This is a genomic window from Streptomyces rimosus subsp. rimosus (genome assembly GCF_000720725.1).
Taxonomy (GTDB): Bacteria; Actinomycetota; Actinomycetes; order Streptomycetales; family Streptomycetaceae; genus Streptomyces; species Streptomyces rimosus_A.
On the sequence record NZ_JOCQ01000059.1, the window covers coordinates 1 to 24,375 of the forward strand.

23 protein-coding genes are annotated in these 24,375 nt (G+C 72.6%); 12 read left to right on the forward strand and 11 right to left on the reverse strand.

From position 1 onward, the window contains the following. The 3 genes from IH45_RS0126890 to IH45_RS01000000144135 all read left to right on the forward strand — a co-directional run. The coding region (locus IH45_RS0126890) for a PadR family transcriptional regulator (RefSeq protein WP_030673696.1) at positions 1 to 471 on the forward strand (471 nt) is incomplete at its 5' end. Between the two features lie 258 nt (positions 472 to 729). After that, a complete protein-coding gene (locus IH45_RS0126895; RefSeq protein ID WP_030673698.1) occupies positions 730 to 1,260 on the forward strand; it encodes a Clp protease N-terminal domain-containing protein in 531 nt (176 codons plus the stop codon). Positions 1,261 to 1,570: 310 nt separating this feature from the next. After that, positions 1,571 to 2,593 carry an EamA family transporter gene (locus tag IH45_RS01000000144135; RefSeq protein WP_394298714.1) on the forward strand — a complete coding sequence of 341 codons (1,023 nt, stop codon included), beginning with the start codon at positions 1,571 to 1,573 and terminating at the stop codon, positions 2,591 to 2,593. Positions 2,594 to 2,696: 103 nt separating this feature from the next. On the opposite strand, the gene IH45_RS1000000148940 is transcribed toward IH45_RS01000000144135, so the two are convergent. Beyond that, positions 2,697 to 2,834 (reverse strand): hypothetical protein, encoded by a 138-nt coding sequence (locus tag IH45_RS1000000148940; RefSeq protein WP_158813273.1) that lies wholly within the window; start codon positions 2,832 to 2,834, stop codon positions 2,697 to 2,699. On the opposite strand from IH45_RS1000000148940, the gene IH45_RS0126905 reads away from it, so the two are divergent. Further along, a complete protein-coding gene (locus IH45_RS0126905; RefSeq protein WP_030673702.1) occupies positions 2,833 to 3,837 on the forward strand; it encodes a DMT family transporter in 1,005 nt (334 codons plus the stop codon). The genes IH45_RS1000000148940 and IH45_RS0126905 overlap by 2 nt on opposite strands. Before the next feature lie 45 nt (positions 3,838 to 3,882). Here the strand turns inward: IH45_RS0126905 and IH45_RS0126910 are convergent, their stop codons facing one another. Both IH45_RS0126910 and IH45_RS0126915 read right to left on the reverse strand, forming a co-directional pair. Next, positions 3,883 to 4,548, reverse strand: a complete 666-nt coding sequence (locus tag IH45_RS0126910; protein ID WP_030673705.1) for an FMN-binding negative transcriptional regulator — start codon at positions 4,546 to 4,548, stop codon at positions 3,883 to 3,885. An 11-nt stretch (positions 4,549 to 4,559) separates the two neighbouring features. Further along, positions 4,560 to 5,231 (reverse strand): pyridoxamine 5'-phosphate oxidase family protein, encoded by a 672-nt coding sequence (locus IH45_RS0126915; protein WP_030673707.1) that lies wholly within the window; start codon positions 5,229 to 5,231, stop codon positions 4,560 to 4,562. Positions 5,232 to 5,266: 35 nt separating this feature from the next. On the opposite strand from IH45_RS0126915, the gene IH45_RS0126920 reads away from it, so the two are divergent. Both IH45_RS0126920 and IH45_RS0126925 read left to right on the forward strand, forming a co-directional pair. After that, positions 5,267 to 6,598 carry an aminotransferase class I/II-fold pyridoxal phosphate-dependent enzyme gene (locus IH45_RS0126920; protein WP_078897796.1) on the forward strand — a complete coding sequence of 444 codons (1,332 nt, stop codon included), beginning with the start codon at positions 5,267 to 5,269 and terminating at the stop codon, positions 6,596 to 6,598. Between the two features lie 137 nt (positions 6,599 to 6,735). Further along, the gene (locus tag IH45_RS0126925; protein ID WP_050515206.1) at positions 6,736 to 7,299 is read left to right on the forward strand and encodes a GNAT family N-acetyltransferase; all 564 of its coding nucleotides are present in this window, start codon (positions 6,736 to 6,738) and stop codon (positions 7,297 to 7,299) included. Here IH45_RS0126925 and IH45_RS0126930 read toward each other — a convergent pair. Further along, complete coding sequence (locus IH45_RS0126930; RefSeq protein WP_234440687.1) at positions 7,253 to 8,359, reverse strand: DMT family transporter; 1,107 nt, start codon at positions 8,357 to 8,359, stop codon at positions 7,253 to 7,255. The genes IH45_RS0126925 and IH45_RS0126930 overlap by 47 nt on opposite strands. A gap of 75 nt (positions 8,360 to 8,434) precedes the next feature. Between IH45_RS0126930 and IH45_RS0126935 the strand changes: the two genes are divergently transcribed. After that, positions 8,435 to 9,343 (forward strand): LysR family transcriptional regulator, encoded by a 909-nt coding sequence (locus tag IH45_RS0126935; RefSeq protein WP_030673720.1) that lies wholly within the window; start codon positions 8,435 to 8,437, stop codon positions 9,341 to 9,343. A gap of 354 nt (positions 9,344 to 9,697) precedes the next feature. Here IH45_RS0126935 and IH45_RS0126940 read toward each other — a convergent pair whose 3' ends face one another. The 3 genes from IH45_RS0126940 to IH45_RS0126950 all read right to left on the reverse strand — a co-directional run bounded on the left by IH45_RS0126940 (position 9,698) and on the right by IH45_RS0126950 (position 13,406). Then, positions 9,698 to 11,158 carry a carboxyl transferase domain-containing protein gene (locus IH45_RS0126940; RefSeq protein WP_032918491.1) on the reverse strand — a complete coding sequence of 487 codons (1,461 nt, stop codon included), beginning with the start codon at positions 11,156 to 11,158 and terminating at the stop codon, positions 9,698 to 9,700. 100 nt (positions 11,159 to 11,258) lie between these two features. After that, the gene (locus tag IH45_RS0126945; RefSeq protein ID WP_030673727.1) at positions 11,259 to 12,713 is read right to left on the reverse strand and encodes an acyl-CoA synthetase; all 1,455 of its coding nucleotides are present in this window, start codon (positions 12,711 to 12,713) and stop codon (positions 11,259 to 11,261) included. 219 nt (positions 12,714 to 12,932) lie between these two features. Beyond that, positions 12,933 to 13,406: a pyridoxamine 5'-phosphate oxidase family protein gene (locus tag IH45_RS0126950; protein ID WP_030673730.1), complete on the reverse strand. Its 474-nt coding sequence runs from the start codon at positions 13,404 to 13,406 to the stop codon at positions 12,933 to 12,935. A gap of 157 nt (positions 13,407 to 13,563) precedes the next feature. Between IH45_RS0126950 and IH45_RS0126955 the strand changes: the two genes are divergently transcribed. Then, positions 13,564 to 14,220 (forward strand): isochorismatase family protein, encoded by a 657-nt coding sequence (locus IH45_RS0126955; RefSeq protein WP_030673733.1) that lies wholly within the window; start codon positions 13,564 to 13,566, stop codon positions 14,218 to 14,220. A 34-nt stretch (positions 14,221 to 14,254) separates the two neighbouring features. On the opposite strand, the gene IH45_RS0126960 is transcribed toward IH45_RS0126955, so the two are convergent. The 3 genes from IH45_RS0126960 to IH45_RS0126970 form a co-directional block, all read right to left on the reverse strand. Then, positions 14,255 to 14,803, reverse strand: a complete 549-nt coding sequence (locus IH45_RS0126960; RefSeq protein WP_030673736.1) for a Rieske (2Fe-2S) protein — start codon at positions 14,801 to 14,803, stop codon at positions 14,255 to 14,257. Between the two features lie 195 nt (positions 14,804 to 14,998). After that, positions 14,999 to 17,161 carry a prolyl oligopeptidase family serine peptidase gene (locus tag IH45_RS0126965; protein ID WP_030673739.1) on the reverse strand — a complete coding sequence of 721 codons (2,163 nt, stop codon included), beginning with the start codon at positions 17,159 to 17,161 and terminating at the stop codon, positions 14,999 to 15,001. 219 nt (positions 17,162 to 17,380) lie between these two features. Then, the gene (locus IH45_RS0126970) at positions 17,381 to 17,767 is read right to left on the reverse strand and encodes a hypothetical protein (protein WP_030673742.1); all 387 of its coding nucleotides are present in this window, start codon (positions 17,765 to 17,767) and stop codon (positions 17,381 to 17,383) included. Between the two features lie 184 nt (positions 17,768 to 17,951). Here IH45_RS0126970 and IH45_RS0126975 point away from each other — a divergent pair, with 184 nt between their 5' ends. Then, positions 17,952 to 19,037, forward strand: coding sequence for a hypothetical protein (locus tag IH45_RS0126975; protein WP_030673745.1), 1,086 nt, complete (start codon positions 17,952 to 17,954; stop codon positions 19,035 to 19,037). A 151-nt stretch (positions 19,038 to 19,188) separates the two neighbouring features. On the opposite strand, the gene IH45_RS0126980 is transcribed toward IH45_RS0126975, so the two are convergent. Further along, positions 19,189 to 20,403, reverse strand: coding sequence for a pyridoxal phosphate-dependent aminotransferase (locus tag IH45_RS0126980; RefSeq protein ID WP_030673748.1), 1,215 nt, complete (start codon positions 20,401 to 20,403; stop codon positions 19,189 to 19,191). An 85-nt stretch (positions 20,404 to 20,488) separates the two neighbouring features. On the opposite strand from IH45_RS0126980, the gene IH45_RS0126985 reads away from it, so the two are divergent. From IH45_RS0126985 to IH45_RS0126995, 3 genes are all read left to right on the forward strand, one after another. Continuing rightward, positions 20,489 to 21,127: a winged helix-turn-helix transcriptional regulator gene (locus tag IH45_RS0126985; protein WP_030673751.1), complete on the forward strand. Its 639-nt coding sequence runs from the start codon at positions 20,489 to 20,491 to the stop codon at positions 21,125 to 21,127. A 134-nt stretch (positions 21,128 to 21,261) separates the two neighbouring features. Further along, a complete protein-coding gene (locus IH45_RS0126990) occupies positions 21,262 to 22,308 on the forward strand; it encodes a D-alanine--D-alanine ligase family protein (RefSeq protein ID WP_030673753.1) in 1,047 nt (348 codons plus the stop codon). Positions 22,309 to 23,039: 731 nt separating this feature from the next. Continuing rightward, positions 23,040 to 24,293 carry an NAD(P)/FAD-dependent oxidoreductase gene (locus IH45_RS0126995; RefSeq protein WP_078897797.1) on the forward strand — a complete coding sequence of 418 codons (1,254 nt, stop codon included), beginning with the start codon at positions 23,040 to 23,042 and terminating at the stop codon, positions 24,291 to 24,293. Positions 24,294 to 24,375 lie beyond the last annotated feature (82 nt).

Below are 24,375 nucleotides of genomic sequence, written 5' to 3' on the forward strand. Positions count from 1 at the left end.
GGCCGGGGCCGCGGCGGCGGGCCGCGCGGCCGGGCCCGGCGCGGCGATGTGCGTGCCTCGATCCTGGCCCTGCTGAAGGACCGGCCGATGCACGGTTACGAGATGATCCAGGAGATCGCCGAGCGCAGTGGCGGCACCTGGAAGCCGAGCCCCGGCTCGGTGTACCCCACCCTCCAGCTCCTGGAGGACGAGGGGCTGATCAGCAGCGCCAGCGAGGGCGGCAAGAAGCTCTTCTCGCTCACCGAGGCCGGACGTACGGAGGCGGAGAACGTCGCCGACGCCCCCTGGGAAGAGGCCGGCCGCGGCGTCGACTGGGAGGCCATGAACGAGATCCGCAAGGCGGGTGGCGGCCTGATCGAGGCATTCCGCCAGGTGTGGGCCACCGGTACGCCCGAGCAACGGGAGAAGGCCATCTCGGTGGTCAACAAGGCCCGCAAGGAGCTGTACCTGATCCTCGCCGAGGATGAGTGATCCGCTCGCCGTCCGCCGCGCGGCGGTGAGGCCTGACGATGACGAGTGAGCGTGCCCCGGGGCCGTGGCCGGAGGAATTCCGGTCACGGCCCTTCGGCGTCGGCGGACCGGACGAGGGGACCGGTCACGGCCGGACCGGCGCGCCGCCCCTCCTCCGCAAGGAGGAGGACGCCCGCGGCGGCGCCCAACCACGGGTGGACGCGCAAATGCTTCCCGCCGGGGATGTTCCGGACGACTGTGGCTGGTGGGGTGGGGACTGTGCAAAACCGTACTGCGTACAACAGCGGAGGAGGATCTCCGTGCGAAGACCTCGAAGCGCAGCTCACCGTCGAGCTGGCGTCGGTGGTCTCCGCCGCCCGCAGGCGGGCCACGCGGGACGGTGACCGCCAGGTGGACACCGCCCACCTGCTGCACGGACTCCTGGAGTCGGACCCGTCGGTACGGGCCGCGTTCGACGGCGGGCCGCAGGTCGCCCGGCTGCTCGGCTATCTCGTCCAGCGCAGCATCGGATACGGGCTCCGATGGCACGGCACGGTCGAGGACTCCGGCGCGGTACCGGTGGTGACCGAGGGAGCCGTACCGGGCTGGTCGCCCGCCGCGGCCGCCGCCCTGGACGGCGCACTCGACCGCGCGCACGCCCGGTACGCGACCCACGCCACCTGTCTCGACCTGCTCGCGGCCCTCGTGGACGACCCCGAGTCGCGCGCCGTCGAGGTGCTGCGCCGCGCCTCGGTCGACACCGTACGGCTGGCCGCCCGGCTGGACGGGGAGCGCTCCGGCCAGGAGTGACGGTCCGGGAATGACCGGCCAGGTATGACCGGCCAGGTATGACCGGCCAGGTATGACCGGCCAGGTATGACCGGCCAGGTATGACCGGCCAGGTATGACCGGACCGGCCAGGTATGACCGGCCAGGTATGACCGGCCAGGTATGACCGACCAGATATGGACAGGTATGACGGGCCGGGAATGTCAGGTCTGTCAGGGGTGACGCTGCTGACGCCTCCTGTCATGATGTGCCGATGCGCGTGTCTATGGGGGATCAGGCGGTTTCAGGGGCGGCAGGGAGCTCGGGGGGTCCCGGTGTTCCGGAGGCCCCTGTGGCTGCCGCAGTGCGGTCGCATCAGACGGAAGCGCCGGCGCCCGGTGTCGGCGGCGGCCCCGCGCGGGCCCGGAACATCGGCCTCGTCCTGGCGCTGATATCCGCCTTCGCCTTCGGCGGTTCCGGCGTGGCCGCCAAACCCCTGATATCGGCGGGCCTCGAACCGCTGCACGTCACCTGGCTGCGCGTCGCGGGCGCCGCGCTCGTCATGCTCCCCGTCACCTGGCGCCACCGGCGCCTGCTGCTGCGCCGCCCCGCCCTCCTCCTGGGCTTCGGCCTGCTCGCGGTCGCCGGCGTGCAGGCGTGCTACTTCGCCGCGCTGTCCCGTATCCCCGTCGGGGTCGCGCTGCTCATCGAATACCTCGCTCCCGCGCTGGTGCTCGGCTGGGTCCGGTTCGTCCAGCGCAAGCCGGTCACCCGGGCCGCCGCCCTCGGCGTCGTCCTGGCGGTCGGCGGACTGGCCTGTGTGGTCGAGGTGTGGTCGGGGCTGAGCTTCGACCCGGTCGGACTCGTCCTGGCCCTCGGCGCCGCCTGCTGCCAGGTCGGCTACTTCGTGCTCTCCGACCACGGCAGCGACGGCGAGGACGCGGCGGACCCGCTCGGCGTGATCGCGTACGGACTGCTGATCGGCGCGGTGCTGCTCACCGTGGTCGCGCGGCCCTGGGAGATGGACTGGGCGGTGCTCGGCGGCAGCACGGACATGGCCGGGACCCGGGTGCCCGCCGTGCTGCTGCTCGGCTGGATCGTACTGATCGCCACGGTGCTGGCGTACCTCACCGGCATCCTGTCCGTGCGCCGGCTCTCCCCGCAGGTGGCGGGGGTGGTGGCGTGCCTGGAGGCGGTCATCGCGACCGTACTGGCCTGGGTACTGCTCGACGAGCACCTGACCGCGCCGCAAATCGTGGGCGGGCTGGTCGTGCTGGCCGGCGCGTTCATCGCGCAGTCGGCGACTCCCAAGGGGGACGGGACGGGCGGAACTTCGGCGGACGCCCCGGCACCGGACCGTGCTCCGTGCCCCTGAGCCCGCCGGAACCTGTCCACGATATGTCCATGACTTGTCGGCCGGTTCAGCCGCCGCATAGGCTGCCGATCATGCATTCGACCGTGCTGCCCCCTCCCGCCGCCTAGCGCGGGCGGCGGCCTTCGAGGAAGTACCGGTCCGGGCGGGTTCCCGGGCAGGTCGTCGCTGCCCGCATACGGGACCACGCGACCATTCCACGGCGCTCGGCGCCGTCCCGGAACTCCCGGAGAAGCACAGTCATGCATGGAGTCTCTTCCCCCGCCCTGCCCGTGGGCCGGGGCCTGTTGTACGTGACCTTCGCCGCGACCGCCTGGGGTACGGCGGGCGCGGCCGCCGCCCTCCTCTACCGCAGCAGCGGCCTGGGCCCCCTTGCACTCACCTTCTGGCGCACCGTCGGCGGCCTTGTGCTGCTGCTGGCCGCGCGGGCGGTGCTGCGCCGTTGTACAGGCGGCGCGGTCTCTTCCGTAAGCCGTTGTACGGCCGCGTCACCTGACCCGCTGTGGCGTCGTGTCATGCGGATCGCCGTGACGGGGATCGCGCTGGCCGTCTTCCAGGCCGCGTACTTCGCGGCCGTCGAGGATACCGGGCTGGCCGTCGGCACAGTCGTGACCATGGGGGCCGGGCCTGTCCTCATCGCGCTCGGCGCGCGGCTGGCCATGAGCGAACGGCTCGGCGCCGGGGGTGTCCTGGCGGTCGTGGGTGCCCTGTGCGGGCTGGCGGTGCTGGTCCTCGGGAGCGGTAATTCCGGTACGGTGCGGCCCGCCGGGGTCGCCCTCGCGCTGCTCTCCGCCGCCGGCTGCGCCGTGATGACGCTGACCACCCGCCGCCTGGGCCGGGCCGGAGGCGCCGCCGACCCGTACGGTTCGACCATCAGCGCCTTCGCCGTCGGCGCGCTCTGCCTCCTCCCGGCGGCAGCGGCGGAGGGCCTGTGGCCGCAGGCGCACGGGCTGGGCCGCAGCCTGCTGCTGATGGGCTACATCGCCGCCGTGCCGACGGCGTTGGGCTACGGCCTGTACTTCGCGGGCCTGGCGGCCGTCCGCGCGGCCACCGCGTCGGTGATCTCGCTGGTCGAGCCGGTGTCCGCGGCGGTGATCGCGGTGCTCTTCCTCGGCGAGGAGCTGACGGCGGGCACAGCGGTCGGGACGTGTGTGCTGCTCGCGGCCGTCGCGGGCCTGGCCGTATCGGAGGCGCGGGGAGCGGTGGCGGACCGTACGGGCGCACCGGAGCCGGTGGCGGCGCGCTGACCCGTCGGGGGAGGCCGGCCGGCCTCCCCCTCAGGCGCCTCACCACTACCCGCGGCTTATTTCGGCCCCCGGTCTCAGTCCAGCCCCCAGTCTCCGCTGCTGATGGGCGCGGGCCTGGGCGTCGCGGGGCGCGTCCCGTTCGGCCAGGCGTGCCGAGATCCGCTGCTGTACGGCCTCGGTCCGCTTGCCCGCGTACTTGAACTTGGCGCGTACGTCCGTCACTTCCAGCAGCAGGCCCCGGATGCCGGGCAACTGGCGACCGTACGGCGGGCCGTCCGCGGTGACCGGCGCCGAGCCGCCCTCGGGCTGGAAGTGCCCTGTCTGGCGATCCAGCAGCGCGGCCTTCTCCTGGGGGTCGTCCACGATGCGGGCGGTGCAGGTGAGTTGTACGGCGGCGTAGAAGCTGGTGGGCACGCCGTGCTCGGGCGGGTCCTCCTCGGCGGCCTGCCACGGCCCGGGTATGAACACATAGTCGTCCACCACGCTCAGCAGTACCGTCGGGGCGGCCTCCAGGGCCGGCCATATCGGGTTGGGGCGGGCGAGGTGGGTGACGGCTTCCCGGCGGGCCGGGTCGTAGGCGAAGTGCAGGGGCTGGACGAGGGGCGGGGCGCCCGGCGGCCCGTTGACGGCGAGCTGGCCGAAGTCGTGCCCGGCCAGCCAGTCCTGCCACTCGGCGTCGTCGGTGGGGGCGTCCCACGGGTGGATCAGCATGCGGCCCTCCTTCAGCGCGCGGACAGGTACGCGGGTTCGGCGATGCCGGGGTCCAGGGAATCGGCCGGGACGGGGGCTCCGTACACGGGGGAGACGGGCAGGACGCCGCTCCAGTAGGGGAGCGTTTCGTCCTCGGGCTCGTCGTTCGGGCCGCCGGTGCGGACCTTGGCGGAAACCTCGTCCAGGTCGAGGCGTATGACGGCGGTGGCGGCCAGTTCCTTGGCGTTCGCGGGCCGGGAGTCGGCGGCGCGGCCCGGCAGGACGTGGTCGACCAGGGCGTCGAGCGCGGCGGTCTTCTCGTCCGGGTCGGTGACCTGGTACGCGGTGCCGTGGACGACGACGCTGCGGTAGTTGATCGAGTGGTGGAAGGCGGACTTGGCCAGGACCAGACCGTCGACGTGGGTGACCGTGACGCACACGGGCAGCCCCGGGCCGGCGGGCTCCCCGGCCATCCGGAGCGGACGCGAGCCGGTCGAACCGTGTAGATAGAGGCGGTTGCCGACGCGGCCGTACAGCGTGGGCAGGACGACCGGGGCGCCGTCGCGGACGAAGCCGAGGTGGCAGACGTACCCCGCGTCGAGGATCGCGTGCACGGTCTCGTGGTCGTAGGCGGCACGCTCGCGGGCGCGGGTCGGCACGGTGCGCTCCGTCCGGGCGAAGGACGGGTCCTGGGCCTGGGGCATTGCGAACTCCATTGCACTAGTACATAATGAACTTTGTGCTAGGAGAGTATCGGATCGAAGGGCGGCGCGCATCGGAGATTGCCGCCAGCGTCGAGCGAGCCGTCGGTGCGGGCGAGCTCCAACCGGGCGAAGTCCTGCCCCCCATGCGGCAGTTGGCTGTCTATCTGGAGGTCAATCCCAATACGGTCGCGTCCGCATACCGGACACTGCGGGACCGCGGCGTGATCGAAACGGCCGGCCGCCGGGGCAGCCGGGTGCGTCCGCGTCCGGCGAGCACCGCCCGGGAAGCGGCGCTCGGCCCCGTACCGCCGGGCGTGCGCGACGCGTCGGACGGCAACCCCGACCCCGCCCTGCTGCCCGCCCTCGGGCAGGCGCTGGCCGCGGCCGCCGCCCGCAGCGCGCGGCACCCCACGCTGTACGGCGCCCCCACGGTCGGCACCGAGCTGGAGCGGCTGGCCCGCGCCGCCTTCGAGGCCGACGGGGTGCCGAGCGGCGCCATGGCCGTCACCTCGGGCGCGCTGGACGCGGTGGAGCGGGTGCTCGGCGCCCATCTCCGCCCCGGCGACGCGGTCGCCGTCGAGGACCCGGGCTGGGGGAGTCTGCTGGACCTCATCCCCGGCCTCGGGCTGCGGGTCGTGCCGGTCGCGGTGGACGACGACGGCCCGCTGCCCGAGCAGGTGGGCCGTGCGGTACGGGAGGGCGCGCGGGCACTGGTCGTCACGGACCGGGCGCAGAACCCGACCGGCGCGGTGCTCGGCCCCGAGCGCTCCGAGGAACTGCGGGAGATCCTGGCGGACCACCGCGACGTGCTGCTCATCGAGGACGACCACGGCCACGACATCGTCGACCTCCCGCTGCACCCGCTCGCCGGGGCCACCGACCACTGGGCGCTGGTCCGCTCGACGGCCAAGGCGTACGGCCCGGACCTGCGACTCGCCGTGCTGACCGGCGACGCCGTGACCGTGGACCGGGTGCGCGGGCGCCAGCGGCTCGGGCCGGGCTGGGTGAGCCACCTGCTCCAGGACGCGGTGGTGCACCTGTGGCGTACGGGAGCGGTGGACCCGAAAGCGGTCGCCGACGCCTACGGCAGACGCCGGGACACCCTGATGGACGCCCTGGCCGCACGAGGCATCCGGGCGCGGGGACGCAGCGGGATGAACGTCTGGATCCCGGTCCCCGACGAAACCGGCGCGGTCGCTCGGCTGTTGCACGCGGGCTGGGCCGTGGCGCCCGGCGCCCGCTTCCGCCTGGACTCACCACCCGGCATACGCGTCACCATCGCCGGCCTCGCGGAGCACGAGCTGCCGGCGCTGGCCGACGCCATCGCGACCGCCGTCGCGCCGACGGAGGCGCGCCGATACGACTGACGCTGCCGGGGCCCGGTCCCGGCCCGGCCGCAAAGCGGGCAGCAAAACCGGCAACAAGACCATCAGCGAGACCGGCAACAAGACCGGCAACAAGACTGGCTGCAACGGGGGGAACCGATGCTGATTACGATCGCACGATGCCTGATCAGAGCTTTCTTGTCCGTGGTCCTCGGGTGGCCGTCCGGCGTATCTCCTTCCGGGACCGGGAGGAGATCGCGGCCCTCGACCGGGAGAGCGCCGCGCTGCACCGCCCGTGGGTTCCCGCCCGGGAGACCACACCGGATGCCTTCCGCGAGTACGTCGCCAGGTTCGACCGGCCCACCCACGAGGGCTTCGTGGTCTGCTTGCGGGCCGGTGGCGCGATCGTCGGCGGCATCAATATCAACAACATCGTCCGGGGCGGTATCCAGAGCGGTGCCCTCGGCTATGTGGCCTACGCGTCCACCACCGGGCACGGCTATATGACCGAAGGGCTGCGCCTCGTCGTCGAGTACGCCTTCACCGCGCTGGGGCTGCACCGGCTGGAGGCCAACATCCAGCCCGGCAACACCGCGTCCACCAGGCTCGTCGAACGGCTCGGCTTCCGGCGCGAGGGCTACTCCCCGCGCTTCCAGTACGTGGACGGTGCCTGGCGCGACCACGAACGGTGGGCGATCACGGCCGAGACGACCGGTCACGCCGCCGGGGACGGCTCTGCGTGAGGGCCGCGCCCGCCAGGACGATCAACGCGCCGACGGGAGTGTTCCAGCTGAGCGATTCGCCGAGCAGCGCGACCCCCGCCGTGGTGGCGATCACGGGCACGAAGTAGGTGACCATCTGGGCGGTGGTGGGGCCCACCTCCGCCACCAGCCCGTACTGCAACAGGAACGCGAAGCCGGTGCCCAGGGCGCCGAGCGCGACCACGGCCAGCAGGGGGACGACGGGGAAGGCGGCCGGAACGGAGGTGAAGAGCGCGGTCACCACGCCGACCTGGGCGGTGGCGAGGAGCATCTGGGTGCCGGCGAGGGCGACGTTGGAGTCCTCGGCGCCGGCGAGGGTACGCCGGACGTAGATCCAGCCGATGGGGTAGCACAGCGACGCGCCCAGGGCCATCGCGGTACCCGTCGGATCCGTACCGGAGAAGCCCTGCCAGGCGCCGAGCACGGTCAGTACACCCAGAAAGCCGAGTCCGAGGCCCGCGACGCGGCGGCGGGTGGGCCGGTCCTCGGAGAGGGCGACCAGCGACAGCGCCATGCCCCACAGCGGGGAGCTGGCGTTGCAGATGCCGGCCAGTGTGGAGGGGATGGTCAGCTCGGCGTAGGCGAAGAGGGAGAAGGGAAGGGCGTTGAGGAAGAACGCGGCGACCGCCAGATGGCCCCAGGTCCGCGCGGAGCGGGGCAGCCGTTCACGCTTGGCCACCAGTACGGCGACGAGCACCACCGAGCCGAACGCGAGGCGTCCGAAGGTGACTTGCAGCGGGGCGTACCCCTGTGTGCCGACCTTGATGAAGAGGAAGCTGAAGCCCCAGACGAGGCACAGGACGCCGAACCGCAGCCGCCAGTCGAGGGCGCGGCGCCGCGTGCCCCGCGGTGCCGGGGAGGGAGGCGTGGTGACGGAAGCGGCAGTGGTGGGCGCAGCGCCGGAAGCGGCGCCTGCGCGGACCGGGGACTTGTCGGCTCCGGGGACGACGGGGACCTCGTCGGCTCCGAGGGCAACGGGTGCGGCATCAGCTCCGGGGGCGGCGGGAGCCGTGTTGTTCAGGGAAGGGGCGGTGGTGCTCATGGTCCCTACGATTGCCGCTCACCATTTCGTAGCACAAGCGAGATTTTGTGGGAGGCATCGCTTAGCATCACTTACATGTTGAACCTCGATCGTCTGCGCACCCTGAGCGCGGTGGCCCGGCACGGCTCGGTGAGTGCGGCGGCGGAAGGGCTGCACGTCACCACCTCCGCCGTGTCCCAGCAGCTCGCCAAGCTGGAGCGGGAGACGGGCCAGCAGCTGCTGGCCAAGAACGGGCGCGGCGTACGGCTGACCGACGCCGGCCGACTGCTGGCCGACCACGCCGTGCGCATCCTCTCGCAGGTCGAGCTGGCCCAGGCCGACCTGGAGGCGCACCGCGGTCAGGCCGTCGGCGAACTGCGGCTCGGCGCCTTCCCCACCGCGGCACGCGGCCTGTTCCCCGGAGCGCTGGCCCGGCTCCGCGTCGAGCACCCCCAACTGCGGGCGCGCCTGCGGGAGATGGAGCCGGACGCCTCGGTGCGGAGCGTGGTGCGCGGCGACATCGACCTGGGGGTCGTCCTGGACTGGCACAACCGGCCGCTCTCGCTCCCCGAGGGCCTGGCGAAGGCGCCGATACTGGACGACCCGGCCGACGTGGCCATGCCGGCCGGCCACCCCCTGGCGCGGCGCCGCTCGGTCGTCCTGGAGGACTTCGCCGACGACGAGTGGGTCTCCTGGCCGCAGGGCGAGTTCTGCCACGAGTGGCTGATGTTCACCCTGCGAGGCCAGGGCATCGAGCCGCGCATCTCGCACATGGTCGAGGAGCACCACACCCAACTCGCGCTGATCGAAGCCGGGTTGGGCGTAGCGGTGGCGCCCCGCCTGGGGCGCGGGCCGGTGCCCGCCGGGGTGAGCGTGGTGCCCGTACGGCACACGATGCGGCGGCACGTCTACGCCATCTGGCGCGCCGACGCCGACCGCCGGCCGTCCATCCGCGCCGCGGTCACCGCACTGCGCAAGGCCGGCGAGGAGGTCGAGGGCCGCTGAAGGAGGAGATCGAGAGCCGCCGAAGAACGGGGGGCCGGGCGCTGGGCGGGGCTTCCAGCGTCTCCGTCCGGGTCCGTGCGCCAGGTCCAGTATGTCCGGTACCGCGTCGATGAGCCGTCCGCCCGGCCCGCCGTCCCGCTCGCCCGGCATCACGTACACGCACTGCACGTCACCGGATGCCCGGTCCAGCGCGCGCGGGCTCGGTACGCGTCGGGTGACCGCCGGCCACGCCATGCCGATGACCACCTCATCCCGCACCATGACCATGCAGTGGTGCGAGGACGCGTTCTCCCGCGCCCACGCCACGAAACGGCGCACGAACACCTCGTGCGTGGTGACCTGCGCCCCTTCGTCTTACTCGGGAGGGGCGGGTGGAACGATGCCCTGGATGACGCCGAGGCTCAGCAAATCCTGCGGGCGCAAGCGGAGCTGGTCGGCCGTGTCGCGCACCGCGTGCGCGTCGCGCTTGAGGATGGCGGCGGCGGATTCCGGGGCGATGACGGAGAAGTAGCTGTCCGGCGTGGCCCACAGCGCGCCCGGCGCGGCCAGGGCCAGCGCGCCGCCGGACCCGCCTTCCCCGATGAGCAGCGAGGTGACGGGCGTACGGACCGAGGCCAGCGCGGCGAAGACGTCCGCGATGGCCGCGCCCGCGCCGGCGCGCTCGGCGTCCGGGTCGTTGGCCGCGCCCGGTGTGTCCACGAGCGTGAGCACCGGTATGCCGAGCCGGTCCGCCATCCGGATCAGCCGGGCGGCCGTACGGAATCCGGCGGGGCGCACGGCCGTACCGCACTGCGCGGCGAACGCGATCGTGCGCCCGTCGCGTCGGCCGAATCCGCAGCGTATGCCCGGGTCGGTGCCGCCGCAGCGGTCGCCGCTGATCTCCTCCCGCCAGTCGAAGTACGCGTCCAGATACGCCGCGGCGCGCGGTCGCCGCTCGTCGCGGGCCGCGCGCACCGCTGCCCAGCCGGTGGCCGGGAGACCGGATGATCCGAGGGCGTGCGGTGGCGGGGGAGGAGGCGGCGTGATTCCTCCGGCGGGCGTCGCAGGGCGGCCGGCTGCCGGAGCATTCCCGGCAGATGTGAAATCAACAGGTGCGGAAGCCACGGGTTCAGGGGCTTCGCGCCCGGGAGCCTCAGGCGTCAGCAGCCGCAGCCAGCGTCCGAGCGTCGTGCGCAAGCGGTCCGGCGGGACGATGGCGTCGATCTGGCCTGCCGCCAGCTGGCCTTCGGCGCTGTACGCATACGGGTCGGCGTCCGCCGGGCGTACCCGTGAGCCGGCGAAGCCGATCTGCGCGCCGGGGAGGGCGAGGACGACATCGGCGCCCGCGCCGAGCGTCGCCCAGCCGCCGCCCGTCGTCGGGTCGCGGACCACGGCGATCTGCGGCAGACCGGCCGCGCGGGTCAGTGCGGATTGGGCGGCCACGCGCTGGAGCTGGGTCAGCGCCCGCATGCCTTCCTGCATGCGGCTGCCGCCCGTGGCGATCAGCGACACGACCGGCAGGCGCAGCTCACGGGCGCGGGTGTAGGCGGCCACCAGCCGGTCGCCGGTGCGCTCGCCGAGGGAACCGCCGAGGAAACCGAACTCGAAGGAGACCAGTACGGCCGCCACGCCGCCGATCCGGGCGATACCACTGATCACGGATTCGCGTTCGCCGGTACGCTCTTGGGCCCGCTGCCGCGCGGCGCCGTATCCGTCCCAGCCGAGCGGCCCGTCGTCGGTACCCGGCGGGCCGGTGGACACGTCGTCGGGCGAGAACTCGGTGAATTCCTCCGTCACCACGGCCACTGCCTCGCGCGCGGACCAGCGCGGCGACAGCACGCCCGAGCCACCCCCACTGGAGCCGCCCGACCCGCTCGCCCCGCCCGACCCGGACCGATTGTCAGCGCCCCCGCCCGCCCCGCCCGGCGGCGCCTCCCTACGCACGGAGGTCCCGCTTGAGGATCTTGCCCATGTCGTTGCGCGGCAGGGCCTCCAGGAAGTGCACGACGCGCGGGCGCTTGTGCGGGGCGAGCTGGCGGGCCACGTGATCGGTCAGCTCGGCCGCGGTCGGGCCGGGGGCGCCGTCGGCCGCGGGCTCCGGCACGATCCAGGCGACGATCCGTTCGCCCAGGTCCTCGTCCGGCTCGCCGGTCACCGCGGCCTCGCTGACGCCCGGGTGCTCCAGCAGCGCGTTCTCGATCTCGCCCGCGCCGATCTTGTAGCCGCCGCTCTTGATCAGGTCGGTGGCCTTGCGGCCCACGATGCGGTAGTTGCCGGCCGCGTCGCGGGTCGCCATGTCGCCCGTACGGAACCAGCCGCCGTCGAAGGCGGCCGTGGTGGCGTCCGGGCGGTTGAGGTATTCGACGAACAGGTTCGGGCCGCGGACCTGGATCTCGCCCACCGTCTCGCCGTCGCTCGCCTCGACGGCCCGGCCGGATTCGTCGACGAGCCGGACGTACACCCCCGGCAGCGGCACGCCGACGCTGCCGGGCGCGGGCTCGCCGTCGGCCCGTACGCTCGTGTTCATCAGTGTCTCGGTCATGCCGTACCGCTCGATGACGCGGCAGCCGGCGGCCGCGGCGAGCCGTTCGTGGTCGCTGCGCGGCAGCGCCGCCGAGCCGGACACCAGGAGCCGGGCCCGGCCCAGCGCCTTGGCCAGCGCCTCGTTCCCGCCGGCCTCGACGGCCAGGCGGTGGTACATCGTCGGTACGCCGAACAGCATCGTGCCGTCCGCGGCCAGCTCCCGGGTGACGCCCTCGGTGCTGAACCTCCCCAGGTGGTGCACGCTGCCGCCGCGCCGCAGGGGCCCGAGGATGCCCAGCACCAGGCCGTGCACATGGAACAGCGGCAGCCCGTGCACGAGCACGTCGTCGGCGGTCCACTGCCAGGCTTCCGCCAGCGCGTCGAGGGTGTGCGCGACGGCCCGGCGGGGGATGACGACGCCCTTGGGCGGGCCGGTCGTACCGGACGTGTAGACGACCAGGGCGGGGGACTCGGTGTCCGGCTCGTACGGCAGCGGCGGGACCTCCTCGTCGGCGGCGGACAGGTCCACGTCGAGGCGGGGGAGCGCGGCCAGCGCGCCGGGCAGCTCGGCGTCCGGCTCGGCCAGTACGAGCGACGGGCCGCTGTCCGAGACGATGTGCGCCAGCTCGCTCTCGCCGATCTTCGGGTTGACGGGCACGGCGGGCACCCCGGCGAGCAGCGCGCCCACCACGGCGACGGAGGTCTCCAGCGTCGGGGTGGCCCAGACGGCCACCCGCGGCGCGTCGCCGAGGCGGTCGGCGAGCCGGCCCGCCACCGCGGCCAGTTGGCGGTAGCTGAGCGCACGCTCGCCGAAGCGCAGTGCGGGCTGCGGCGACGCATCGCTCAGCGCCGGAAAGAGCACGTTCACCAGGTCTCCCTCGTCCTCGTCGTCCCACGTCGGGGTGGCCCGTCCGGATCTGCCGGAACGGGCCGACCCCACCACTTTGGCAGAGACCACCGACAACGCGATCACACGGCACCGCGAGGAAGCACACCGGGGCCGTGCCGCCCGCAGCGCGCCGCCCCGATGCGCCGGAGCGCCGGCTCACCCCGTCACCCTGCGGAAGCCGTCACCCTGCGGAAGCCGTCATCCTGCGGAAGCCCCCATCTTGCGGAAGTCCCAGGACACGACCGCATCCGGAACCAGCCGCAGCCAGGCATGCCGGCCGTCGTGCGGCATGGCTTCCAGCCCGAAGTACTTCGTGGCGAACAACCGTTCCGGCGCGTGCAGTTCCGGGCAGGCGCCGCCCGTCCGCGGCACCTCGCCGACGATCTCCGCGCTGCCGCTCAGCTCCGCCCCGCGCAGTTCCCCGTAGTCGTGGCCGTCGTCCACGGCCACCGCGACCCGGGGGTCCTTGCGCAGCTGGGCCCACCGCTTGCTCCGGGTGACCGAGTACAGCCAGAGCGCCGCGCCGTCCCAGACGAACCACAGGGGGCCGACGTGCGGCGTACCGTCCTCGCTCACCGTGGCCACCCGGCAGGTGCGCTGCTCCGCCAGGAAGGCGTCCAGTTCCCGCGGTGTCATCATGACGCGGCGCCCGCGCCGCTGTGTGCCGGTCATCCGTCGACCACCTCCGCTGTACGGCGGCCGGGCGCGGCCCGCGCCGGCCTGTCCGAGTGCCAGGGAAGCATGCTGCGGTCTCTTCCGTACGGACGCAATGGCGGCTACGCTCACGCGGCCCGCGGCGGTACGTCCACCCACCAGGAGGGCCGATCCGATGCCACCAGGCGCGCGCCTCTTCGAACTGACCGATCCGGCGACGACGGCGCTGCTCACGGTCGAGTGCCAGCGCGGTGTCGTCGGACCGGACAGCGCGCTGCCGGAACTCGCCGACGCGGCCCGCACATCGGGTGCGCTGGGCCGGGTGGCCCGGCTGGCCGCCGCCGCGCACGACGCGGGCGTACAGGTCCTGCACGCCGTCGCCGAGCGCCGCCCCGACGGCCGGGGAGCCAACCGCAACGCGCGCCTGTTCGCCGCCGCCGAGCGGCTGCCCGTACAACAGCTCGCCGGTACGACCGCGGTACGGATCGCCGACCCGGTGCCCGTTTCCGAGGACGACCTGATCGTCCGTAGACTGCACGGCCTGTCACCGATCGCCGGTACGGGCGTGGACGCGCTGCTGCGCAACCTCGGCTGCCGGACGCTCGTCATCGCCGGGGTGTCGGCGAACGTGGCGGTCCCCAACGCCGTCTTCGACGCGGTCAACCTCGGATACACGGCGGTGGTGCCCGCCGACGCCATCGCCGGCGTACCGGCCGACTACACCGCGGCGATGGTCCGCCACACCCTCGCGCTCGTCGCCACGGTGACGACCACCGAGGACCTGCTCGCCTGCTGGAAGCGCCCGCGCCGTCCCTGGCCCGCCGCCGGGTGAACCCGGCCGGCCGCCGCCTGCGGGCGTGCCCCGGTCACCCGAGTTTGATCGCCCCGCCCTCCACGCTCACCTTGGCCGCGGGCAGTCCCTGAGTGGCGGGGCCGTGGCGGACGCTGCCGTCGTTGATGGCGTACCTGCTGCCGTGGCACGGGCAGTTGATGGTGCCGTCCGCCACCTCGTTCACCAGGCACCCCTGGTGGCGGCACACCGCCGAGAACGCCTTGAACTCGCCCGCGGCGGGCTGCGTCACCACGACCTTGCGGTCCTTGAAGACCTTGCCGCCGCCTTCGGGGATGTCCGCGGTCTTCGCCAGCACGTCCCCGGCCGCGCCGCCGCCTTTCGACGCGCCGCCGCCGGCTCCGTCACCCCCGGCCGCCGCCGACCCGGACGGTGCGGACGACGCGCTGTCGCCGTTCCCACCCGATCCGTTCCCGCCCGATCCGTCCCCGCCCGTGCCGTACCCGTCCGAGCCGCTCCCGCACGCCGCGAGCGCGGCGGCCAGCCCCGCCGCGCCGGCCGCCGCGACGACCGTACGGCGCCCCGTTCCCGCGCCCGTCCGCCCCGTTGCTGCCTGCTGGGTCATGATGTGCCTCCGGCTCTCGGTGCCTTTCCAGGCCCGTGGGCGCCGCGTCCGTCCGTGAGCGGTGCGTGCCACGTGGTCCGTGCGTCCCATGGGCGTTGTGGAAGTTCCATACGGATACGGAGGCATGGCCGTTCAGTCCCCGCCGGCGCGCAGTGCAGACGATCAGACCCTGCCCAGTGCCTGCTGCTCAGGAACTCAGACCCCGCCCAGCGCGCCGCTCAGGAAGTCGCGTTCGAAGCGGAGCAGGTTCTCGCGGACCGCCGGATCACCCACCGAGTGCCCGGCTCCCGGAAGCGGCAGCACGCTGTGCTGCTTGCCCGCGGCGAGCAGTTCCGCGGAGAAGCGCAGGGTGTGCGCGGGCGCCACATTGTCGTCCGCCAGCCCTTGGACGAGGAGCAGCGGGCGGCGCAGCAGGTGGCCCCGGCCCACCAGGGAGGAGCGCGTGTAGTGGTCCGGTGTCTCCTGGGGGTGGCCGAGGTAACGCTCCTTCCAGTGGGTGTCGTACAGCCGCTGGTCCGTGGGCGCGGCACCGGCGACCGCCGCGTGGAAGACGTCGGGGCGGTGCAGGACCGCGGCGGCGGACAGGAAGCCGCCGAACGACCAGCCGCGGATCGCCACCCGGGTCGGATCGAGGCACGGGAAGCGCGCGGCGGCCGCGTGCAGCGCGTCGACCTGGTCCTGCAGTACGGGCGTGAGCTGGTCGCCGTGGATGGTCTTCTCCCAGGCCGGGCCGCGGCCGGGGGTGCCGCGCCCGTCCGTGAGCAGGACGGCGAAACCTTCCTCGGCGAACCACTGCGCCACACAGACGAACCACTCCCGCGCCTGTATGGCGACCTGGATACTCGGCCCGCCATACGGGCAGAGCAGTACGGGCAGCTTGCCGCCCGCGTCGTGGTCGTACCAGGAGGGCAGGTACAGCGCGCCGCGCAACTCCCGTTCCCCGAGCACGAGATGCTCCGGACGTGGAGTGACCACCGGTTCTTCGCCGAGCGAGGCGATGCTCCCGGAGGGGGCGTCCTGCCCGCGCCCGAAAACGTCGGCCACTGGCCCGTCCGGTGTGAGCCCGGTCAACACCACCGTGCCGCCCCCGGCCACGGCCGTGAACACTCCAGGCTTCTCGCTCAGCCTGCGCAGGCCGCCCTCCGGACCCCACCGCCACACATGGGTCGTCGTCGGCTCCTCGCTCGCGGTGAACCACACCTCCTCGTCCACCACGGCGACGACCTCGCGCACTTGCAGTCCGGGCGGCGTGACGTTACTGCCGCCGACCGTCAGGTGCCGCGTCCCGGGCGTGTCCTCGGGCAGGACCAGCGCTCCTGAAGCCGTACGGGCCGGAGTCCCGGGCACGATCTCGACCCACGCGGCGTCGGTGCGCTCGTGCAGGACCTCGGTCGCGCCGGTGGCCGCGTCGACCGCCAGGGTGCGCAGCGTCCGCTGGTCCCGGCTCTGTACGCCGACGAGCGGCCCGTGCCTGTCCCACGCCGCGCTGACCAGGTACTCGTACGCGGCCCGGTCCCAGACCACCTCGACACGCGGCGCCTCGGAGCCGCCCACCGGCGCGATGTGGAGCGACACGTCCGCGTTGGCCGTCCCCGCCGAGGGGTACGGGATGGCGCGCGGCGCCTGCTCGGGGTGCGCCGGATCGCTGATGTAGCGCCGTGTCACACCGGAGGTGTCCACCCTGGCCACCAGGATGCGGCGGCTGTCGGGCGCCCACCAGTAGCCGCGCGTGCGGCCCATCGACTCGCTCGCGACGTACTCGGGCAGCCCGTAGGTGACGTCCGGTCCCTCCGGGGCGGCCAGTTGCCGGTCCTTCCCGTCCGCCAGACCGACGACGTGCAGTGCGCCGCCGGTCACGTACGCGACGTACCGCCCGTCCGGAGAGGGCCGGGGATCGACGACCGGCCCGGCCGTCGGTACGGGGAAGGGGGCGCCCTCGTCCGTACGCACCACCCACAGCGCGCCGGACAGCGCGAAGGCCACCACCCGCGCCGCCGCGTCCGTCGCGTACGCCACCACACCGGTGGCATGCTCACGTGCCCGCTCCCGGCGGGCCCGCTCCGCCTCGGGCAGCCGGCCCTCGGAATCCGGCTGCCCGCCCAGGAGCGCCGGGTCGACGATCGCCCGCTCCGCCCCGTCCTCGTACAGCCACAGCCGGCTCACGGGGTCGCCGCCACCGCCGGTACGGACGAACAGCACACGGCGCCCGTCCGGGGAAACGCTGAACCGGCGCGGCACCCCGAGGGAGAAGCGCTGGGTGCGCGCGAACTGGCGGGGAAACGCGGAGTGGTCAGAAGTGGCCTTGGAAGATGCGGAAGCGGTCCTGGACAATCCGAAAGAGTCATCAACAGGCGTCATGACGGGACTCTTTCATTCCGCCCGTCCCGGTGACCACCGCATTCGCCGCCCCGCCGCCGACTGCGGAACGCGTGGGCCGACGGCGGGACGCGTCGCAGGCCGACGGTACGACGAAGCCCCGCGGACGGGGGAACCGCGGGGCTTCGTGCGACAAGTGTACATGTATTCAGGTGTTATGCCCTATCGGGCGCGAGCGTGCTCCTGCCAGGCCGGATCAGGTCAGAACAGACCCGGCAGGAATCCTCCGTGCGCGGTGCCGGAGCCCAGCAGACGGGGCCAGTCGAGTACCTCGGGAAGGCTGTCGAGGGACAGGACGACCGCGCCACCGGCCGCTTCGGCATCCGTGCACCAGGCGGCCATCCCACCGGGCGGGTCGGTGTCGTCGATCACCGGCGCGACAAGGGCGGGAATGACGATCCCGGCCTCGCCGGGCCCGTCCACGACGCACATGGTGAGCTTCGGGACGATGCTCCAGCCGTCGCACCGGGGGACCGCTCCGTCCGGCGCGGCCAGGACCGGGAGGGCGTCGTGCACGGGGGCTTCGGACAGCAGGAGTACAGGGGTGGCACCCCGTATGAACAGGGTCTTCTCAGGGTCGAGCAGCATGGGGCCACTCTTTCAGGCCCGCGTTCTCCCGACTCTCACCGGGGCGGCAGAGCGCGGAACGGCTCCCGGCCGCGCCGCCCGTGCGGTCACTGCCCCGTGCGGTCACTGCACTGTCATCGCGACGTAAGCGCCCGTTGCCAGGGTGGGGCGCAGTGCAGTGCTCACCAGCGAAGGAGATGCTCGTATGCGGTCCAGACGCGTAGCGGTCACGGCGGCCATGACGGTGGCGGTGTCCGCCGCACTGCTGTCGCCCACCGCCCACGCCGCCCCGGCGGTCCGGTCGACGACGGTCGCGTCGTGCACTTGGAGCCCCGAACTGCTCACCGTGCCCGCGCGCTTCACCGGAGGCGGAGAGATCACCGCTGCCGACAGCCAGGGCGGATACGCCGGTACGGGCGCGGTCACCTGGTCGTGGGGCACCACCACCCGCGACGTGCTGCGCTGGAAGGGCGGCCAGGTCACCGAATTCACCCGCCCGGAGGGCGTGACCCAGCCGACGGTGACGGCCGTCAACCGCGACGGCACGGTGGTGGGGGACGTGAGCGCCGCCGAGGACTCGGAGCGGCACGCCTTCCGTACCCGCGACGGCAAGCTGGAGAGGCTGCCCGAGCCGGCGGGCACCGCGACGTCCCGGGCGACCGGGATCAACGACGGCGGCGACATCGTCGGCCATGTCGCCGTGCGGGTCCGGCAGGGCGTCGACAGCTACTTCGTACACACCGCGGTGCGGTGGCCCGCGAACGCCCCCGGCACGGTCGTCAAGCTGACCGGCGGCCTCCCGGACACCGGCCAGACCAAGGCGACCGGCATCGACCAGGACGGCACCGTACTGGTCGAGCACATGAAGAGCCGGACCGACGCGTTCGATCCCGCGGCCCTCTACCTGTGGCGCGGGGGCAGCGCGCGCCAGCTGCGCCTGCCTTCCGGTACGGCGGTGGTGCACGGCAATGGCATCTCCAACGGCCGGGTGGCGGGCCTGACTCAGCCCTCGCCGAGCGCGGACGGCCAGGGCGTCCTGTGGGACCGCGACGGCACCCCGCTGCGCCCCGAGCGGAGTGCGAGCGTCAACTCCGTCAACCGCTCCGGTCAGTCCGTCGGTTGGGCCGCGGGCGGTGGCGGCGACGCCGTTTGGCAGCTCGACCGCCGTACCGCGAGCTTGCCGGGCGCCCTCGGGCTGCAGGTCTCCGCGGACGACGGTTCACTCGCCGGCTGGAGCCGCCCCGAGGGCGACAACGGCCGGAACCAGCCGACGGTGTGGCGCTGCCGCTGACGCCACGGTCCGTGCGGTGTCTTCGTGAGCCGTGGTCCCTGGAACCTCCGGTATGCGCCGGAGGTTCCAGGGGCGCCCGAAGGGACATGGCCAGGCTCCGGCGTACGGACTCATGTGCACCCCGTTGCCGCGCACGCCGCCGCCCGCCGGTTCAGCCCTGCCGGTACCCCGTGAGAAAGCGCCCGATCCTGCCGATCGCCGATTCCAGTTCGTCGGCGTGCGGCAGGGTGAGGATGCGGAAGTGGTCCGGGGACGGCCAGTTGAAGCCGGTGCCCTGGACGACCTGGATCTTCTCGCGCAGCAGCAGGTCCAGGACGAACTGCTCGTCGTCGTGGATCTTGTGTACGGCGGGGTCGATGCGCGGGAACGCGTACAGCGCCCCTTTCGGTTTGACGCACGACACGCCCGGGATCTCGTTCAGTTTCCGCCAGGCCCGGTCGCGCTGCTCGTACAGCCTGCCGCCGGGGGCGGTCAGGCCGCGGATGGAGTCCGGGCTGCCGAGTGCGGCCTGGATGGCGTACTGCGCGGGCGCGTTGGGGCACAGGCGCATGGAGGCCAGCATGGTCAGCCCCTCCAGATAGTTCCGCGCGTGCTGCCGCGGGCCGGTGACCACGAGCCAGCCCGAGCGGAACCCCGCCACCCGGTACGTCTTGGACAGGCCGCCGAAGGTCAGCACGACCAGGTCCGGGGCCAGGGACGCCGCGGGGAGGTGCACGGCGTCGTCGTAGACGATCTGGTCGTAGATCTCGTCGGCGAAGACCATCAGCTGATGGCGGCGGGCGAGGTCGAGCATCCCCTGGAGGATCTCGCGCGGGTACACCGCGCCCGTCGGGTTGTTGGGATTGATGATCACGAGGGCCTTGGTGCGGTCCGTGATCTTCGAGGCCAGGTCGTCGAGGTCCGGGTACCAGTCGGCGGACTCGTCGCACAGGTAGTGCACGGCGCGTCCGCCGGCGAGCGTGGTCACCGCCGTCCACAGCGGGAAGTCCGGCGCGGGTACGAGAACCTCGTCACCGTCCTCCAGCAGCGCCTGGACGGCCATGCTGACCAGCTCGGAGACGCCGTTGCCCAGGAAGACGTCGTCGACGTCGACCTCGGGGAGGCCCTGCGCCCGGCAGCGCTGGGCGACCGCGCGCCGGGCGGAGAGGATGCCGCGCGAGTCGGTGTACCCGTGGGCCCGCGGCAGCATCCGGATCATGTCCTGGACGATCTCCTCCGGCGCCTCGAACCCGAACAGGGCGGGGTTGCCCGTGTTCAGGCGCAGCACACTGTGCCCCGCCTCTTCCAGGGCGTTGGCGTGCTCGATCACCGGTCCGCGGATCTCGTAACAGACGTCGCTCAGCTTGCTCGACTGCCGGAATTCCATGCGGTGGCCTCCCAAGGCTTCGTTGCGTACTTGGTTTTACCAAGTAGGAGCTTGGCAAGTCCAATGTCTTCTCTAGACTGCTGCCATGCCTCGCCGCCGAAGCTATGACCACTACTGCGCCGCCGCCCGGGCCCTGGACGCCGTCGGGGACCGGTGGACCCTGCTGATCGTCCGGGAACTCCTCGCCGGACCCCGCCGCTACACCGACCTCCACGCCGACCTGCCCGGCATCAGTACCGATGTCCTGGCCTCCCGCCTCAAGGACATGGAGCGCGAGGAACTGGCCACCCGCCACCGCCTCCCCCCGCCGGCCGCCTCTTACGTCTACGAACTCACGCCACGAGGGCGGCAGTTGCAGTCCGTCCTGACCGCACTCGCGGAGTGGGGAGCGCCGGCCCTGCCGGACCGGCGGCCCACCGACGCCGTGCGCGCGCACTGGCATGCCCTCCCGCTCCTCCGGCTGCTGACCGGAGCGTCGGGCGGCCTCGCGGGCATCGTTGACGTGGTGCTGGACTCGGGGACCTTCCACCTGCGTACCGATGGCGGCTTTCCGCTGTACGGCGATGGCGCGGCGGAGAAGCCCGCCGCCCGGGTCGCGTTGCGGTCCGACGCCTGTGAGGACCTTCTCGGCGGGCGGCTCACCTTCGGGGAAGGGGTGCGGTCCGGCCGCATCGAGGTGGAAGGCGACGGCGAGCTGGCGGAGCGGCTGCGTGCAGCGCCGTGATGGCGTCCCGTCCGGCGCGGTCGCGTTCGCCTTCCCCGCCCCGTGGCGTATCGATGAGGGATGGACGAGGGGTAGATGAGGGATAGATGAAGGGTACGCGTGCGCAATTCGGCCCAATACGTCAGAATCCCGGCATGCGAATCGTTATTTTGTGCGGCGGAGAGAGCACGGAACGAGATGTCTCCCTGGCCTCGGGCCGGTCGGTCGCCCGCGCCCTGCTGGAGCGAGAACACGAGGTGGTGCTGATCGACCCGGCCGCCGTGGAGCCGGTCCTGGCCGGACCGCTGCGTCCCGGTGACGCGGTCGACACGGTGGCAGTCGGCAAGGAACCGCCGTCCCTCTCGGAACAACGGCAACTGCGGCGGCGCATGCACACCGCACTGACCGGCGGCCCGGTCATGGAGTTGCTGCGCGACGCGGAGCTGGTGTTCCTGGCGCTGCACGGCGGCTGGGGCGAGGACGGGCATGTGCAGGCGCTGCTGGAGATGGCCGGCGTGCGGTTCACCGGCGCGGGCAGCGCGGTGTGCGCGGCAGCCTGGCACAAGGGGCGGGCGCAAGCCGTGCTGGGCGCGGCCGGTGTGCCGGTGGCCGACCGGGTGCTGTGGCGGCCCGGGGCCGGCGGGGACGCGGTGCCACAGGACGTACGGCGGCTGGTTGAAGCCGGGCCGGTGGTGGCCAAGCCGGTCGCGGACGGTTCGAGCGTGTCGGTCCACCGGGTCGACTCGCTGCCGGAACTGGCCCGGGTCGCGGCCGAGATGCGTGCCGGTGACGCCGAGCTGCTGGTGGAACCCTTCCTCCCGGGGCGGGAGTTCACCGTCGGCGTGCTCGGCGGCCAGGCGCTGCCCGTCGTCGAGATCGAGCTGACGACGCCGGTGTTCGACTACACGGCCAAGTACCAGCCCGAGGCGGTCGGCGAAGTCTGCCCGGCGCGCATCCCGGCCGACTTCGCCTCCAGACTTCAGGAACTGGCCGTACGCGCGCACCGGGCCCTGGGATTCGGCAGCGGCACGTACTCACGTGCCGACTTCCGCAACGACGCGGGCGGCACACCGATGTGCCTCGAAGTGAACGCGCTCCCGGGCCTGACGGCGGCGAGCCTGCTCCCGCGCGCGGCGACCGGGGCAGGCTGGGACTACCCCGATCTGGTACAGCGCATCGTGGATCTCGCGATGCGGCCGTAGCCGTCGCCATCGGGCCCGCCGGGGAACCCGGGCCGAGGCGTTGTTCCCGGCGCGCGGTGCAGAAGCTCGGTCGCACCGGCGGGATGACCGCGTCCCGTTCCGGTACGACCAGAAGCGCGCGGCCCTCGAAGCGCGCGTACGTCCATGGGGCCGCGCTGTCCCGCCGGCTCTCCGGGCGAACGACAAGGCGGAAATCTCCGCAGCGCGTCCGCAGTCCGTGATCTGTCGAGAAGCGGGCCTCTCCTGGTCGTTCGTGCTCCGGGGGGTGACCGCGCCGAAAGGCCCGGGCAGTAGTTTTTGGACACGCTGTGGCGCGATTCGTTCAGGCAACTTCTCGGGTTACGTCAACCGAGTAATTCGCGGCGGATGTGGAATGGAAATTCATGGAAGGGGCCTTCTCGTTTTACCTACGCTGCGTGGGAAACGGTGGTGCGCCACTCACCGAGTGTGGCCGCTCGCCCGTCACCCTGGGGTGTGTCACAAGCCACATTCGCCTCGAAAGGTGCGCGGCAAAAGGTGTATATGGTGTCATGTCACCCCCCTGGTAGTGACTCTGTGGAGTGGAATGGAATGTTCAAGGGATGGGCTGCAATGTTGTGACATTGCCATCTCACTACCAACTGTTGACCTTCGTCAGTTGCTGCCCATAACCTTCCGGTCATTATCGGCGCTGCTGACCACGGAACGCCGTGACCGGGCCTGGATTCGCTGCCAGGTGCCTGATTCGATTCATGGGGGAGCTCGTGTACGACGTCATTGTTGTGGGTGCCCGCTGTGCCGGTTCGCCGGTCGCCATGCTGTTGGCGCGACTGGGACACCGCGTCCTCGTGGTGGACCGGTCCTCCTTTCCCAGCGACACCGTCTCGACGCACTACATCCACCAGGCGGGGCTGCTGAAGCTCCAGGAGTGGGGCCTGCTCGACGAGGTGGTGGCGGCGAAGACGCCGGCGCTCCGCACGATGCACTACGCGTACCGGGGGATCGAACTCAACGGCTTCGCCGACCCCGTCGACGGGGTGGACGCCGTGTACTGCCCGCGCCGGACCGTGCTGGACGAAATCCTGGTCAACGCCGCGCGCCGGGCCGGCGCCGAAGTGCTGGAAAGTTTCACCGTGTCCGACGTGATCGCCTCCGAGGGCCGGGTGACGGGCATCCGCGGACGCGCGGGGGACGGGCCGGAACGGGAGTTCCGGGCCCCGCTCGTCATCGGCGCGGACGGGTTCCACTCCACGGTCGCGAAGAAGGTCGGGGCGGAGCTGTACAACGTGCGCCCCGCGGCCGGCTTCAGCTACTACTCGTACTACAGCGGCCTCGACTGGGGCCTGCACCACAAGACCGGCCTCCACGAGAGCTGGTTCGGCAGCTGGCCCACGAACGACGGGCTGACCATGCTGGCCGTCATCTGCACCCGCGGCCGGCTGAAGGACTTCCGCCAGGACGTGGAGACCGGCTTCCAGGCGGTCTTCGACGAGGTCGCTCCGGACATGGGCGCCCAGCTGCGTGATGCCGGGCGGCGCGAGGAGAACTTCCGTCCCATGCGCTACCCGGACAACTACTACCGCCGTGCCCACGGTCCCGGCTGGGCCCTCGTGGGCGACGCCGGTTACCACAAGGACCCCTACACCGGTTGGGGCATGACCGACGCCTTCCTCCACGGCGAACTGCTCGCCGAGCGCGTCCACCAGGGGCTGTCCGGGGAGCGGCCGATGGACGAGGCGCTGGCCGAGTACAACAAGGTGCGGGACGAGGAGAGCGCCGGCGTCTACGACTTCACCACCACGCTCGGCGAACTCACCGAACTCCCGCCGTTCTTCAAGGCGACGATGAGCGCGATGAGTGCCAGCCAGGAGTGGACGAACAAGATGCTGGGCCTGATCGGCGGCGTGGTACCGGACTACGAGATCTACGCTCCGGACGCCCTGGAGCGTCTGTACGACGACGCCGGCGTACCGCAGGACGAGCGGGTCTACGATCCGGCCGCCTGACCTCCCGGCCCCTGCGGTCACGGAGCGTGCCGCAGGGGCCGGGAGGACCGCAGTGACCCGAAGCGATCCACCCGACCGGAGC